Genomic DNA, 14699 nt, shown 5'->3' with positions numbered 1-14699 from the left:
TGGAAAAAACCGATCCCTAGGGGAGCAGGATTCATCCGCGAAGGCCCCCAAAAAGACTCAGAGAACCACCGTCCGGTTGGCATTGAGAAACACCCGCCGTTCGATGTGATAGCCCACCGCTCGCGCCAGGGTCAGTCCCTCGATATCCCGGCCCTTGGCGATCAAGTCCTCGGGGTAATGGCTGTGATCCACCACTTCCACGCCCTGGGCGATGATCGGGCCTTCGTCCAGGTCGTTGTTGATGTAGTGCGCGGTGGCCCCCACCAGCTTCACGCCCTTGTTGTAGGCCTGGTGATACGGCTTGGCGCCCTTGAAACCGGGCAGCAGCGAGTGATGGATGTTGATCGCCCGGCCATCGAGCTTGCGGCACAGTTCCGGCGACAGTACCTGCATGTAGCGGGCAAGAATCACCAGCTCGGCACCGGACGCCTCGATCACCTGCAATACCTGCCGCTCCTGGGCCGGTTTGTCGTTGGGGTCGAGGGGGAAATGGTAGTAGGGAATGTCGTGCCAGTCGGCCAGGGGCTTGAGATCGGGATGGTTGGACACCACCGCGACCACGTCCATCGACAGTTGGCCGATCCGCTGACGGTAGAGCAGGTCGTTGAGGCAGTGATCGGCCTTGGAGACCATGATCACCACTTTGGGCCGGTAGTTCGGCGCGGTCAGCTCGAAGATCATCCCGAACGCCTTGCCACGCTCGGCCAGGCCTGCGCGGAACAGCTCCTCGTCGAAGCCTCCGGGCTGGCGGAACTCCACACGAATGAAGAACCGCCCCGAGAGGCGGTCATCGAACGAATGGTGCTCGGTGACATAGCAACCCTGCTCGAACAGGAAGCGGGTCACCGCATCCACCGTGCCGAGCACGCTGGGGCAGTCGGCGGTCAAAATCCATGTATCGGGGGCGCGGCTCATCGGGTGACTCCTGTTTTTGTGGGATAACCGCCCAGGCGGTTGATCGCGAAATCCCTGCGCTCATGGGCAACACCGCCCTTGTAGGAGGCGGTGTGTTTTCGAGATCAGGCCTGGACGCTCAAGCCGTACTCGGCCGACGCATCCTGCAACCACAGCCACCAGTAGTCCGAGAAGCTGCGGCGGATCACCAGTTCCCAGGTGTCTTCGGCGGTGTGACGGATGATCAGTTGCGACTTGGCGAACACCGTGCCCACGGCCTTGCCCACCGGAAAGTTGTTGGGGTGCACGTCGTAGCTGGTCGACTTCATCAGCACCTGGCGCACGTTCGGGCCGCTCAGTTCCAGCAGTTGCTGGCCACCGCTGACGTTGACGATAGCGATGTGCAGGTCGCCCAGCGCTTCACGCAGGGCCTTCTCGGCGGCGAACTCTTCACCGCTCGGGACCACCAGCAGCCACTCGTCCGGGCCCAGCCATTGCAGGCTGGTCTCGCCCTTGACGACGACGGTCAGCGCCGCTGGCAGTTCCAGGCCCAGGGCCTTGTGCACGCCCGCAGCGAAAGCCGGGTCATGGCCATCGCCACGAAGGGTCAGGTGGCCGAGCAGTTTCTTTTCCCGCACGGTCACACCGGCGTTCTTGCGGCCCTTGCCCACCAGGCTGGCGAGATCGGCATGGTGCAACGACGACTCGGCCTTGGCCCCGGAAGTCGGGCGTTGCTGGTAAACGTTGGCTGTGCTCATGTGAAACACCTGTATTGAATTCTGTTTTTCGGTGGATGGCGGATCCTGTGGTGCTGTGCTGACGTCATCGCCAGCAAGCCGGCTCCCACCAGAGTCCGCCCCAACCTGGAGTCGTTGCATCAGATGTTCTGGCGATCACCTTTCGGATCGAAGAACACCGAGGAAACGATCTCCGCCTCGATCACCCGGCCATCGGCCAAGGGCGCGAACACTCGCTCGCCCATGCGCTTGAGCCCGCCCTTCACGACCGCCATGGCAAATGAATAGCCAAGGGAGTTGTGGGCATAGCTGGAGGTCACGTGACCGACCATCTTCATCGGGATCGACTGCTTGGTGTCGAACACCAGTTGCGCACCTTCCGGCAGCCACTGGGTCGGATCGATCGGCTTGAGGCCGACCAGTTGCTTGCGATCCTCACGCACGCAGTCCTCGCGGTTCATCCCACGCCAGCCGATCCAGGAGAACGGTTTGGTGCGGCCAACACACCAGCCCATGTTCAGGTCGTCCGGGGTCATCGAGGCGTCAGTGTCCTGGCCGACGATGATGAAGCCCTTCTCGGCCCGCAGCACGTGCATGGTCTCGGTGCCGTACGGGGTCAGGTTGTACTTTTTGCCCGCCTCGGCGATCTGTTCGAGCACGCCCATGGCGTAGTCGGCCTGGATGTTGACCTCGTAGGAGAGTTCGCCGGTGAAGGAAATCCGGAACACCCGCGCCGGTACGCCACCCACCAGGCCTTCCTTCCAGGTCATGAACGGGAACGCGTCCTTGTCCAGGTCGATGTCGGTGACTTCGCGGAGCAGTTTGCGGCTGTTGGGGCCGGACAGGGTCAGGGTCGCCCAGTGGTCGGTCACGGAGGTGAAGTACACCTTCATCTCCGGCCATTCGGTCTGGTGGTACAGCTCCAGCCACTGCAGGACACGCGCCGCCCCGCCGGTGGTGGTGGTCATCAGGAAGTGGTTGTCGGCCAGGCAGGCGGTCACGCCGTCGTCGAAGACCATGCCGTCTTCCTTGCACATCAGGCCGTAACGGGCCTTGCCCACATCCAGCTTGGTCCAGGCGTTGGTATAAACGCGGTTGAGGAACTCGCGGGCATCCGGGCCCTGGATGTCGATCTTGCCCAGGGTCGAGGCGTCGAGCAGGCCTACGCTGTCGCGCACGGCCTTGCACTCACGCTTGATCGCCGCATGGATGTCTTCGCCGTTGCGCGGGAAGTACCAGGGACGTTTCCATTGGCCGACGTCCTCGAACTTGGCCCCCTGTTTCACATGCCAGGCCTGCAAGGCGGTGTAGCGCACCGGCTCGAAGATATGCCCGCAGTGACGGCCGGCCACCGCACCGAAGGTGATCGGCGTGTAGTTCGGACGGAACATGGTGGTGCCCATCTGCGGGATGGTCACATTCAGCGAACGAGCAGCAATCGCCAGGCCGTTGACGTTACCCAGCTTGCCCTGGTCGGTGCCGAAGCCCAGCGCGGTGTAACGTTTGACGTGCTCGACCGACTCGAAGCCCTCGCGGGTCGCCAGTTCGATGGCGGCGGCGGTGACGTCGTTCTGCAGGTCGACGAATTGCTTGGGAGCCCGTGCGGTGCCTTTTTCATGGGGCACCTGGAACAGCGCCAGGGTCGGTTCTTCCTGACGGGACAGGGCCTTGGGCAGTACGCCTTCGACGGTCTTGAAGCCGGCTTCGCTGGCTGCGCGCGCGCCGCCTTCGAAACCATCAGCCAAGGTATCGGCCAGGCTGTAGACACCGTTGAGGCCACCGACGCAGACGCGTTTCTGTGGCGCTTCACCGGCAACGAAACCGAGGATGTCTTCGCGCCAGACCGGCTTGCCGCCCAGGTGCGACGCCAGGTGCACCACCGGGCTGTAGCCGCCGGAGCTGGCGATCAGGTCGCAGTCCAGCCACTCCCCGGGGCTGGTGACCTTGTGGGCGCGGACGTCGATCGCGGCGATCCGGGCTGCGGTCACGCGCTTGCTGCCACGGGCCTCGATCACGGCGCTGCCGGTGAGGATACGAATGCCCTTGGCGCGAGCCTCTTCCACCAGCGCACCACGTGGGTTGCTGCGGGCGTCGGCGATCGCTACTACCTGCAGGCTGGCGTCGAGCCAGTCCAACGCGACGCGGTAGGCGTGGTCGTTGTTGGTGCTCAGCACCAGTTTCTTGCCCGGTGCCACGCCATAGCGGCGGACATACACCGAGACGGCACCGGCGAGCATGTTGCCCGGCACGTCGTTGTTGCCGTAGACCAGCGGACGCTCGTGGGCGCCGGTCGCCAGGACCACACGCTTGGCGCGCACCCGGTGGATACGCTGGCGCACCTGGCCGATCGGCGCGCGATCACCGAGGTGGTCGGTGAGGCGCTCGTGGATGGTCAGGAAGTTGTGGTCGTGGTAGCCGTTGACGGTGGCCCGTGGCAGCAGCAGCACGTCCGGCAGTGCCTTCAATTCGGCGATGACGCTGGTGACCCACTCGGCCGCCGGCTTGCCGTCGAGGCTTTCGCGGGAGTCGAGCAGGCTGCCGCCGAACTCTTCCTGTTCATCGGCGAGGATCACCCGCGCACCGCTGCGCGCAGCGGCCAGGGCGGCGGCCAGGCCAGCAGGGCCGGCGCCGACGATCAGCACGTCGCAGTGCTGGTTCATGTTGTCGTAGGTGTCCGGGTCGTTCTCGGTCGGCGAACGGCCCAGACCTGCCGCCTTGCGGATGTACTTTTCGTAAGTCATCCAGAAGGACTGCGGGTACATGAAGGTCTTGTAGTAGAAACCCGGTGGCATCAGCTTGCCGCCGACCTTGCCAAGAATGCCCATCACGTCGTTGTTGACGCTCGGCCAGCCGTTGGTGCTGGTGGCGACCAGGCCCTGGTACAGCGCCTGTTGGGTAGCCCGCACGTTGGGGATCTGGGTGGCTTCGGTGGCACCGATCTGCAGCACGGCGTTCGGCTCTTCGGCACCGGCGGCGAAGATGCCCCGTGGCCGGGAGTACTTGAAGCTGCGGCCGACGATGTCGACACCGTTGGCCAGCAGCGCGGCGGCCAGAGTGTCACCCTCGAAGCCCTTGTAGCTCTCGCCGTTGAAGGTGAAGTTCAAGACTTTGTTGCGATCGATGCGACCGCCGTTGGACAGGCGATTGACCTGGCTCATACCTTTTCTCCCACAGCCACGCCGGGCGCTTTCGAGCTTTCCGCCTTGGCAGCGGTGAATTGAGGCTTCTCGCCGATCTTGTAGGTTTCCAGGATTTCGTAGGTCACCGTGTCACGGGTGACGTTGAAGTACTGGCGGCAACCGGCGACGTGGTCCCAGAGTTCGTGGTGCAGCCCGCGCGGGTTGTCGCGGAAGAACATGTAGTCACCCCACTGCGCGTCGGTGCAGTTGTTGGGGTCCAGCGGACGTGGGATATGCGCCTGGCCGGAAGCGTGGAATTCCTCTTCGGAGCGCAGTTCGCCGCAATGAGGACAGAAGATATGCAACATGGGGATTTCTCCTCTCAAGCCTCTTGAAAACGTAGCGAGCGAAGGCAAGACAAGGCAAAAACAGGTGAGAAAGCGGAGCTTAGTTTACTAAGTGAGCATTTCGAGCCTGTTTTTAACGCCGTATTGCCGAGCGCAGTAGTTTTCATGAGGTCTTTGTTAGTGGGCGACCGCTGCAGCGCCATGTTCATCGATCAACGCACCGTTATGGAAACGGTCGATGGAGAAAGGGGCGGCCAGCGGGTGCATCTCGCCCTTGGCGAGGCTGGCGGCGAAGACGTTGCCCGAACCCGGGGTGGCCTTGAAGCCGCCGGTGCCCCAACCGCAGTTGAAGAACATGTTCGGGACCGGGGTCTTGGAAATGATCGGGCAGGCGTCCGGCGTGGTGTCGACGATGCCGCCCCACTGGCGGTTCATGCGCACCCGCGAGAGCACCGGGAACATTTCGACGATGGCCTGGATGGTGTGCTCGATCACCGGGTATGAACCACGCTGGCCGTAGCCGTTGTAGCCGTCGATACCGGCACCGATCACCAGGTCGCCCTTGTCGGACTGGCTGATGTAGCCGTGAACGGCGTTGGACATGATCACACTGTCGATGATCGGTTTGATCGGCTCGGACACCAGCGCCTGCAGCGGGTGGGATTCGAGTGGCAGGCGGAAGCCGGCCAGTTTCGCCATGTGCCCGGAGTTACCGGCGGTGACCACACCGACGCGCTTGGCGCCGATGAAGCCCTTGTTGGTTTCGACGCCGATGCACACACCGTTTTCCTTGCGGAAGCCGATCACTTCGGTCTGCTGGATCAGGTCGACGCCCAGGGCGTCGGCACCGCGGGCGAAGCCCCAGGCCACGGCATCGTGACGGGCCACGCCGCCGCGACGCTGGACGGTGGCGCCCAGTACCGGGTAACGGGTGTTCTTCGAGCAGTCCAGGTACGGGATCTCGTCCGCCACCTGCTGGGCGTTGAGCAGTTCGCCGTCGACGCCATTGAGGCGGTTGGCGCTGACCCGACGCTCGGAATCACGGATGTCCTGCAGGGTGTGGCAGAGGTTGTAGACGCCACGCTGGGAGAACATCACGTTGTAGTTGAGGTCCTGGGACAGGCCTTCCCACAGTTTCATCGCGTGTTCGTACAGGTGCGCCGATTCGTCCCACAGGTAGTTGGAGCGCACGATGGTGGTGTTGCGGGCGGTGTTGCCGCCGCCCAGCCAGCCCTTCTCGATCACCGCGACATTGGTGATACCGTGCTCCTTGGCCAGGTAGTAGGCAGTGGCCAGGCCATGCCCGCCACCGCCGACGATGATCACGTCGTAGACCTTTTTCGGCGTCGGCGTGCGCCACATGCGCTGCCAGTTCTCATGATGGCTGAGAGAGTGCTTGAAGAGGCCGAAGCCCGAATAGCGTTGCATAGTCATTTACTCCAAAACCGCTCTCAGCGATAAACCGGGAAGTCCGCGCACAGGGCCGCCACGTGCTTGGCAACATTCGCTTCGACGTCGGCATCGCCGAGGTTGTCGAGGATGTCGCAGATCCAGCCGGCCAGTTCGACACACTGGCTGACCTTGAACCCACGGCTGGTGACTGCCGGGGTACCGATACGCAGGCCGGAGGTGACGAAAGGCGACTGCGGGTCGTTCGGCACGGCGTTCTTGTTCACGGTGATATGGGCACGGCCCAGGGCCGCATCGGCGTCCTTGCCGGTCAGGCCCTGACGGATCAGGCTGACCAGGAACAGGTGGTTATCGGTGCCGCCGGACACTACATCGTAGCCACGTTTGACGAAAACGTCGGCCATGGCCTGGGCGTTGTCGATCACTTGCTGCTGGTAGGTCTTGAAGCCCGGTTCCAGCGCTTCCTTGAAGCACACGGCCTTGGCGGCGATCACGTGCATCAGCGGGCCGCCCTGGGCACCCGGGAATACCGCGGCGTTGAGCTTTTTCTCGATCTCTTCGTTGGCCTTGGCCAGGATCAGGCCGCCACGCGGACCGCGCAGGGTCTTGTGAGTGGTGGTGGTGACCACGTCGGCGAAGGGGATCGGGTTCGGGTACAGACCGGCTGCGACCAGACCGGCGACGTGGGCCATGTCGACGAACAGCAGTGCACCGACCTTGTCGGCAATCTGACGGAAACGTGGGAAATCGAGGGTTTTCGAGTAGGCGGAGAAACCGGCGACAATCATCTTCGGCTTGTGCTCGACCGCCAGGCGCTCGACTTCATCGTAGTCGATCAGGCCGGTATTGGTGTCGATCCCGTATTGAACGGCGTTGTACAGCTTGCCCGACGACGACACCTTGGCGCCGTGGGTCAGGTGACCGCCGTGGGCCAGGCTCATGCCCAGGATAGTGTCGCCGGCCTGCAGCAGTGCCAGGTACACCGCGCCGTTGGCCGAGGAGCCGGAGTGAGGCTGGACGTTGGCGTAGTCGGCGCCGAACAGGTGCTTGGCACGCTCGATGGCCAGGGCCTCGACCTTGTCCACGTGCTCGCAGCCACCGTAGTAGCGCTTGCCCGGGTAGCCTTCGGCGTATTTGTTGGTCAGGCCACTGCCCTGGGCCTGCATGACGCGCTTGCTGGTGTAGTTTTCCGACGCGATCAGTTCGATGTGATCTTCCTGGCGCTGCTCTTCGGCATTGATGGCCGCCATCAGTGCATCATCGTAACCCTGGATCTGGTCTTGCTTGCTGAACATCGCGTCTCTCCCAGCGGCAGTGCGCCATTTCTTTATTGGTGGGACCTGCCTGTTCGGCGGTGTCCTTTGATAGCGATGGTATGACCGGCGCAGACGCGTCAAATGCCTACGCACGCCTTGCAAGGGTGCATTTACGACATGCTCTGGCGCGCATGGATGAGGAAACAAAAACCGCTGACGGGTGGGCTTGTCGGGATGCCGCAAAATAGAGGGTTTTCCTACGGCAACTGTACCTGTGCGCTGACGTCGATTCTGGTTACAGTGCACGTCGTAAACGACCATAAGGACCGGGCCATGACCGACAAGAGCCAACAATTCGCCAGCGACAACTATTCCGGTATCTGCCCAGAAGCCTGGACCGCCATGGAACAGGCGAACCACGGCCACCAACGCGCCTACGGTGACGACGAGTGGACCCAGCGCGCCGCTGACGGTTTCCGCAAGCTGTTCGAAACCGATTGCGAGGTGTTCTTCGCCTTCAACGGCACCGCCGCCAACTCCCTCGCCCTGTCGTCGCTGTGCCAAAGCTACCACAGCGTGATCTGCTCGGAGACCGCCCACGTCGAGACCGACGAATGCGGCGCCCCGGAATTCTTTTCCAACGGTTCCAAGCTGCTCACCGCGCGCACTGAAAACGGCAAGCTGACCCCCGAGTCCATCCGCGAAATCGCCCTCAAGCGTCAGGACATCCACTACCCCAAGCCACGGGTCGTGACCCTGACCCAGGCCACGGAAGTCGGCAGCGTCTACACCCCGGATGAAATCCGCGCCATCAGCGCCACCTGCAAGGAGCTGGGCCTGCACCTGCACATGGACGGCGCGCGCTTCTCCAACGCCTGCGCCTTCCTCGGCTGCTCACCGGCCGACCTGACCTGGAAAGCCGGGGTCGACGTGCTGTGCTTTGGCGGGACGAAAAACGGCATGGCCGTGGGCGAGGCGATCCTGTTTTTCAACCACGACCTGGCGGAAGACTTCGACTACCGCTGCAAGCAGGCCGGGCAACTGGCCTCGAAGATGCGTTTCCTGTCGGCGCCGTGGGTCGGCCTGCTGGAAAACGACGCCTGGCTCAAGCACGCCCGCCATGCCAACCATTGCGCGCAACTGCTCAGCAGTCTGGTCAAGGACATCCCCGGCGTGGAACTGATGTTCCCGGTCGAGGCCAACGGTGTGTTCCTGCAACTGTCGGAACCGGCGATTGCCGCCCTGACCGCCCGGAGCTGGCGCTTCTATACCTTCATCGGCAAGGGTGGGGCACGCTTCATGTGCTCGTGGGATACCGAGGAAGCGCGGGTGCGGGAACTGGCGGCGGATATCCGCGAGGTCATGTCCGCCTGAAGAAAACACCTTGAAGACCGTGCTCCCGCGCAATACGGGAGCGCTCAGATACGGCTGGATCCTGAAAACAGAGGTTCCCGGTCTCTATCGCATAAGGCTCACCGAGTGAACCCGAACAACCGAGGACGGGCGCCATTTCCAGTTACCCGTGGAACTGACACCACCCAGTCATCGACCAGCGAACGTCGTGCGACTCAGTTCTGCCCGATGGTTTTCGAAATCACGTCGACCGTGGCGCTGACCTGTTCCTGATAACGGGCCAGCACCTCGCGGTGTTCGCGCTGATCCTCGATCCGCTGGGAACACAGATTCAGAGCCGCCAGGACCAGTAACTGCTCGCCAATCAACGTGGGAAACTTCTTCTTGGTGTCGACCAGGGCCGTCTTGAGCATCTGGGTCGCATCGTGCAAGGTCTGCTCCTGCCCGGCAGGTGCCTTGATCGAATACTCTTCGCCGAGAATAGAGATGACGGTCACGCCGTCGTTGCTGGCTCTCATGCGCTGACAGGACCTGCGCTGACGCGCTCGACCAGCGCCTGGATACGGGCGGCGGTGGCGCCATGCTTCTCTTCCTGCTCCATCAGACTCAGTTGCAGGCTTTCGTTTTCATCCTTGGCCTGGGCCAGCTCGGCGCTCAATGCGCTGTTGGCCTTCAAGAGTTCCTGTTTCTGCTGCACCAGCTCGCTGACCAGTTGCTCCAGTTGATTGAGGGAAGTCTCCAACATGTTCTTGATCTCTCGGGCAGTTTCAAAGGGCGCGTACGATAAAGAAAAGCCCCTCGGTTTGCCAGGGAAAAACGCTCGCAAAGCCTTGATTTTCCTGGCACGGAACTTCTCGTCGCCCCCTAGGGACTGCGATTGGCGAAACATGTTCCGCACCTTCCGTCGCAAAACTCGCTCTGCGACAAATCCGCACATCCCCTCTAGACTTTAGTCGCACAACCGATAAGCCCGCTAGACCTTCATCTCAAAGGCCGCACGGAACGCGCTTTTCTCAGGAAACATCATGTCTCTACGTAAAATGAATATCGCTCCGAGAGCGTTCCTCGGCTTTTCCCTGATCGGCGCATTGATGCTGATTCTGGGCATCTTCTCGCTGAGCCAGATGAGCAAGATTCGCGGCGCCGCCGAGCAATTGACCAGCAACAGTGTACCCAGCATCAAGACCCTGGACGAGTTCACCCAACTGACCCTGCGCCTGCGGGTACTCTCCTATCGCCTGCTGACCAATCGTGAACAGGACGTGCAGGCCAAAACCATGGAGCTGCTCGCCCAGCGCAACCAGCAGATCGATCGTGCCAGGGCCGCCTACGAAAAACTGATCGTCAGCCCAGAAGAACGGGCGGCCTATGAGCAGTATGTGCAATTGCTCGGGCAGTACCGGCAGATTGAAGAGCGCATGAAGAGCCTGTCGCGCAACAATCAGATGACCGAACTGACCAGCCTGCTCAACAGCGAGCTGCTGACCAACTCCGAGCAGGTCAACACCGCGCTCAACCGCCTGCTGGAAATCCTCGACCAGCAGACCCAAGACAACAACCAGCAAGCGAGTGATCAGTACGACACGGCGTTCAACATGGTCGTGGCCCTGTTGCTGCTCGCTACCGCCCTGACCTTCCTGTTCGCCTGGTTGCTGACCCGCAGCATCACCCAGCCGATCGACCAGGCCCTGAAGGCTGCCGAACAGATCGCCGAAGGCGACCTGACCCATACGGTCAAGGTCGACGGCACCGACGAAGCCGGCCGGTTGCTGCAGGCCATGCTCAAGATGCAGCAGAAACTGCGCGATACCCTGCAACGCATTTCCGGCTCGGCCACCCAACTGGCGTCCGCCGCCGAAGAGTTGAACAGCGTCACCGACGAAAGTGCGCGCGGGCTGCAACAGCAGAACAATGAAATCGAACAGGCGGCCACCGCAGTCAATGAAATGACCAGCGCCGTGGAAGAAGTCGCACGCAATGCCGTGAGCACTTCAGAAGCCTCGAAAAGCGCCACCGCCTCGGCCAGCGATGGTCGCGACCTGGTGCAGGAGACCGTCAGTGCCATCGAACGCATGAGCAGCGACGTCCAGAGCACCGCGACGCTGATCGGCAACCTCGCCGAAGAGTCACGGGACATTGGCAAGGTCCTGGACGTGATCCGTGGCCTGGCCGACCAGACCAACCTGCTTGCGCTGAACGCGGCGATCGAAGCGGCACGGGCCGGCGAAGCCGGGCGTGGTTTTGCGGTGGTCGCCGATGAGGTGCGCGCACTGGCTCATCGCACCCAGCAGTCGACCAGCGAAATCGAACGGATGATCGGCAGTATCCAGGGCGGTACCGAGCAGGCAGTGGACTCGATGCGCAACAGCACCGAACGGGCCGAGTCGACCTTGAATATCGCCAAGGGCGCAGGCCTGGCGCTGGATACCATCAACACGGCGGTCATCGAGATCAACGAGCGCAACCTGGTGATCGCCAGCGCCGCCGAAGAGCAGGCCCAGGTGGCCCGCGAGGTCGATCACAACCTGGTGAACATCCGCGACCTGTCGGTGCAGTCGGCCACCGGCGCCAGTCAGACCAGCACAGCCAGCAACGAGCTGGCACGCCTGGCGGTGGACCTCAACGGGTTGGTGGCGCGGTTCCAGCTCTAGACCGTGGTGCGCCCTTCGCGGGCAAGCCACGCGCCTACAGGAGCGTGTCGTGCACAAGATCTTTGTACGATACGGACCTGTAGGCGCCGGGCCTGCCCGCGAACAGGCTCACACCATTCTCAATCAATACTCGACCCGCACATCGCCTTTCGGCACGCTGCAACACGACAGGATGTAACCCTCGGCCACGTCTTCGTCGGTGATCCCGCCGTTGTGCTCCATCTCCACTTCCCCACCCAGCTTGAGCACCTTGCAGGTCCCGCAGATCCCCATGCCGCAAGCCTTGGGAATCATCAGGCCAAGCTTGGCCGCCGCCGCGTGCACGGTTTCCCCAGGTGCCACGCGAATGCTCTTGCCGGTGGCGGTGAACTCCACCTGATGCAGGTCCGCGGCGTCCGGCTGTGGCGCATCGGCGGCCTGCTCGGCCTGCTCCACCGCATCGGCACGGGCCTCCGGTGGCGTCGCGCCAAAGGATTCCTCGTGATAACGACTCATGTCGAAGCCCGCCGCCTCCAGCAGACGCTTGACCGCGTTCATGTACGGCGTCGGGCCGCAGCAGAACACTTCACGTTCGAGGAAGTCCGGCGCCATCAGCTCCAGCATCTTGTGGTTCAGATAACCGCGATAGCCAGCCCAAGGCTCGCCCAGGCCGTGCTTCTCGCAGATCAGGTGCAGGCTGAAGTTATCGATCCGCGACGCCATGTGTTCCAGCTCGCGGTGATAGATGATGTCCTTGGGCGAACGGGCGCTGTGGATGAACACCATGTCGACGTTGGCATTGGTGTCGTAGAACCAGCGAGCCATGGACATCACCGGGGTGATGCCGACACCGCCGCTGAGGTAGAGGGCCTTGGGGCTGGGGAAGTCGATTGCGTTGAACAGCCCCACCGGACCGTGCACCGCCAGCTCCTGGCCTTCGTGCAGGGTGTCATGCAGCCAGTTGGAAACCTTGCCGCCCGGTACGCGCTTGATGGTCACCGAAAAACTGTAGGGCACCGACGGCGAACTGGAGATGGTGTAGGAGCGCATGATCGGCTGCCCCTCGATTTCCAGCTCCAGCGTGACGAACTGCCCCGGCTTGAAGAAGAACATGATTGGCTGATCGGCCATGAAACAGAAGGTACGCACATCCCAGGTTTCCTGGATGACCTTCACGCAACGCACGATATGCCGACCATTGGCCCAGGTCTGGGTCGTTACCGGATTCAGGAAATTGTTCGACATGTTGTTCTCCACCGCCGACTGTCGGCTCTTATGGAGGCGATTCTGCGCAAGGCCCGAAGGCTTCGTTTACCTATTCGCGACATTGGCATACTTATCGCGACCAGCCCCCAACGACCGGGGCTTGCGCGTCGGGAACGGATTCGGCCATGTCGCCCATGGATAAGGTCCGCGTCGCTGCCAGCCCCACACTCCGTCGCAAATGACCCGCTGTATTTCGTCTTGCGTCGCAACCGTGTGGTACGAGCCCGCAGCATCGACCACTTAGCCAATATTCGTCGGCCACACCGTATGGCCATGAGGACACAATCGATGGACACCACCACCACACTGAGCCTGGGCGACCCACTGGAGCCCGCACGCAAGGCCACCGCACAGATGCTGCAGGAGCGCGAGCGAACCTTTTCCCTGCCGCAACCATTCTATTCGGACGACCGCCTGTTCGACATCGACATGCAGGAGATCTTCCACAAGGAATGGCTGATCGCCGGCATGACCAGCGAGATCCCGACCAAAGGCAACTACCTGACGCTGCAGATCGGCAAGAACCCGATCATCGTCATCCGTGGTGCCGATGGCGTGGTCCACGCCTTCCACAACGTCTGCCGGCACCGTGGCTCGCGCCTGTGCACCGGCGAAAAGGGCAAGGTCGCCAAGCTGGTCTGCCCCTATCACCAGTGGACCTACGAGCTCGATGGCCGCCTGCTGTTCGCCGGCACCGAGATGGGCGCCGACTTCGACATGAAGCAGTACGGCCTCAAGCCGGTCAATGTGAAGACCGCTGGCGGCTACATCTTCATCAGCCTGGCCGAGAACCCACCACCGATCGACGAGTTCCTCAACACCCTGAGCCACTACATGGAACCCTACGACATGGAGAACACCAAGGTGGCGGTACAGACCACCTTGATGGAAAAGGCCAACTGGAAACTGGTGATCGAGAACAACCGTGAGTGCTACCACTGCAACGGCTCTCACCCGGAACTGCTGAAAACCCTGCTGGAGTGGGACGACGTCACCGATCCGCGCGCCGACCAGGCATTCAAGGACCACGTGGCCGCCTCCGCCGCCGCCTGGGACGCCGAGAAGATCCCCTACGCCCACGCCAGCTTCGGTCTGCGTAACCGCATCGTGCGCATGCCGCTGCTCAAGGGCACCGTGTCGATGACCATGGACGGCCAGCCGGGCTGCAAGAAACTGATGGGCCGGATCAAGAACCCGGACCTGGGCTCGATGCGCATCCTGCACCTGCCGCACTCGTGGAACCACTGCATGGGCGACCACATCATCGTCTTCACCGTATGGCCGATCAGCGCCCAGGAAACCATGGTCACCACCAAGTGGCTGGTGCACAAGGACGCGGTCGAAGGTGTCGACTACGACGTGACCCGCATGCGCCAGGTATGGGACGCGACCAACGACCAGGACCGCCGCCTGGCCGAGGAAAACCAGCGTGGCATCAACTCCACGGCCTACCAGCCGGGTCCGTACTCCAAGACCTATGAGTTCGGCGTGGTCAACTTCATCGACTGGTACAGCGAGCGCATGCTGAGCAACCTCGGGGCAGAGCCTGCGCCGTACCTGAAGGGCGTGCCGGTCAACGGCTAAGAGCAGGGCTTGTCGGGGCGCCGAACTGCCGCGAAAGCGCCAGACCGGCCTCCCCCACCCACAACAACACCACAAGACTTGCTGGCCCTAGTCGCCAGCAAGC

At 62.4% G+C, this 14699-nt stretch carries 12 protein-coding genes and 1 pseudogene; 4 read left to right on the top strand and 9 right to left on the bottom strand.

Annotated elements, in window-relative coordinates:
• Positions 1-57: 57 nt before the first annotated feature.
• The 6 genes from purU to BLU37_RS09865 form a co-directional block, all read right to left on the bottom strand.
• The gene (gene purU / locus BLU37_RS09890; RefSeq protein ID WP_090204458.1) at positions 58-915 is read right to left on the bottom strand and encodes a formyltetrahydrofolate deformylase; all 858 of its coding nucleotides are present in this window, start codon (positions 913-915) and stop codon (positions 58-60) included.
• Between the two features lie 104 nt (positions 916-1019).
• The gene (locus tag BLU37_RS09885) at positions 1020-1652 is read right to left on the bottom strand and encodes a sarcosine oxidase subunit gamma (protein ID WP_019360888.1); all 633 of its coding nucleotides are present in this window, start codon (positions 1650-1652) and stop codon (positions 1020-1022) included.
• A 119-nt stretch (positions 1653-1771) separates the two neighbouring features.
• Positions 1772-4789 (bottom strand): sarcosine oxidase subunit alpha, encoded by a 3018-nt coding sequence (locus BLU37_RS09880; protein ID WP_090204455.1) that lies wholly within the window; start codon positions 4787-4789, stop codon positions 1772-1774.
• A complete protein-coding gene (locus BLU37_RS09875) occupies positions 4786-5118 on the bottom strand; it encodes a sarcosine oxidase subunit delta (protein WP_010452015.1) in 333 nt (110 codons plus the stop codon). Before BLU37_RS09875 ends, BLU37_RS09880 begins: the two co-directional genes overlap by 4 nt.
• A gap of 156 nt (positions 5119-5274) precedes the next feature.
• A complete protein-coding gene (locus BLU37_RS09870; RefSeq protein WP_010452017.1) occupies positions 5275-6525 on the bottom strand; it encodes a sarcosine oxidase subunit beta in 1251 nt (416 codons plus the stop codon).
• 23 nt (positions 6526-6548) lie between these two features.
• Positions 6549-7802: a serine hydroxymethyltransferase gene (locus BLU37_RS09865; protein WP_090204452.1), complete on the bottom strand. Its 1254-nt coding sequence runs from the start codon at positions 7800-7802 to the stop codon at positions 6549-6551.
• 294 nt (positions 7803-8096) lie between these two features.
• Here BLU37_RS09865 and BLU37_RS09860 point away from each other — a divergent pair, with 294 nt between their 5' ends.
• On the top strand, positions 8097-9137 hold the full coding sequence (locus BLU37_RS09860; RefSeq protein WP_090204449.1) for a threonine aldolase family protein: 1041 nt from the start codon (positions 8097-8099) through the stop codon (positions 9135-9137).
• Positions 9138-9331: 194 nt separating this feature from the next.
• On the opposite strand, the gene BLU37_RS09855 is transcribed toward BLU37_RS09860, so the two are convergent.
• Positions 9332-9634: a cell division protein ZapA gene (locus BLU37_RS09855; protein WP_090204446.1), complete on the bottom strand. Its 303-nt coding sequence runs from the start codon at positions 9632-9634 to the stop codon at positions 9332-9334.
• The gene (locus tag BLU37_RS09850; RefSeq protein WP_010452028.1) at positions 9631-9861 is read right to left on the bottom strand and encodes a hypothetical protein; all 231 of its coding nucleotides are present in this window, start codon (positions 9859-9861) and stop codon (positions 9631-9633) included. The genes BLU37_RS09855 and BLU37_RS09850 overlap by 4 nt, the downstream gene beginning before the upstream one ends.
• A 280-nt stretch (positions 9862-10141) precedes the next feature.
• Here BLU37_RS09850 and BLU37_RS29890 point away from each other — a divergent pair.
• Together BLU37_RS29890 and BLU37_RS29885 are read left to right on the top strand one after the other, a co-directional pair.
• Positions 10142-10864 (top strand): annotated as a pseudogene (locus BLU37_RS29890) (MCP four helix bundle domain-containing protein); the annotation flags it as partial.
• Between the two features lie 30 nt (positions 10865-10894).
• Positions 10895-11767 (top strand): methyl-accepting chemotaxis protein, encoded by an 873-nt coding sequence (locus tag BLU37_RS29885; RefSeq protein ID WP_397428751.1) that lies wholly within the window; start codon positions 10895-10897, stop codon positions 11765-11767.
• 123 nt (positions 11768-11890) lie between these two features.
• Here BLU37_RS29885 and gbcB read toward each other — a convergent pair whose 3' ends face one another.
• Entirely contained in the window at positions 11891-12991 is a 1101-nt protein-coding gene (gbcB, locus tag BLU37_RS09840) for a glycine-betaine demethylase subunit GbcB (protein ID WP_010452032.1), read from the bottom strand.
• A gap of 309 nt (positions 12992-13300) precedes the next feature.
• Between gbcB and gbcA the strand changes: the two genes are divergently transcribed.
• Entirely contained in the window at positions 13301-14596 is a 1296-nt protein-coding gene (gene gbcA, locus BLU37_RS09835) for a glycine-betaine demethylase subunit GbcA (protein WP_090204443.1), read from the top strand.
• Positions 14597-14699 lie beyond the last annotated feature (103 nt).

The sequence above is a fragment of the Pseudomonas asplenii genome (assembly GCF_900105475.1).
Classification (GTDB): domain Bacteria; phylum Pseudomonadota; class Gammaproteobacteria; order Pseudomonadales; family Pseudomonadaceae; genus Aquipseudomonas; species Aquipseudomonas asplenii.
Note: the sequence above shows the minus strand (reverse complement) of the source record. Positions and strands in the feature narration are given on the sequence as shown.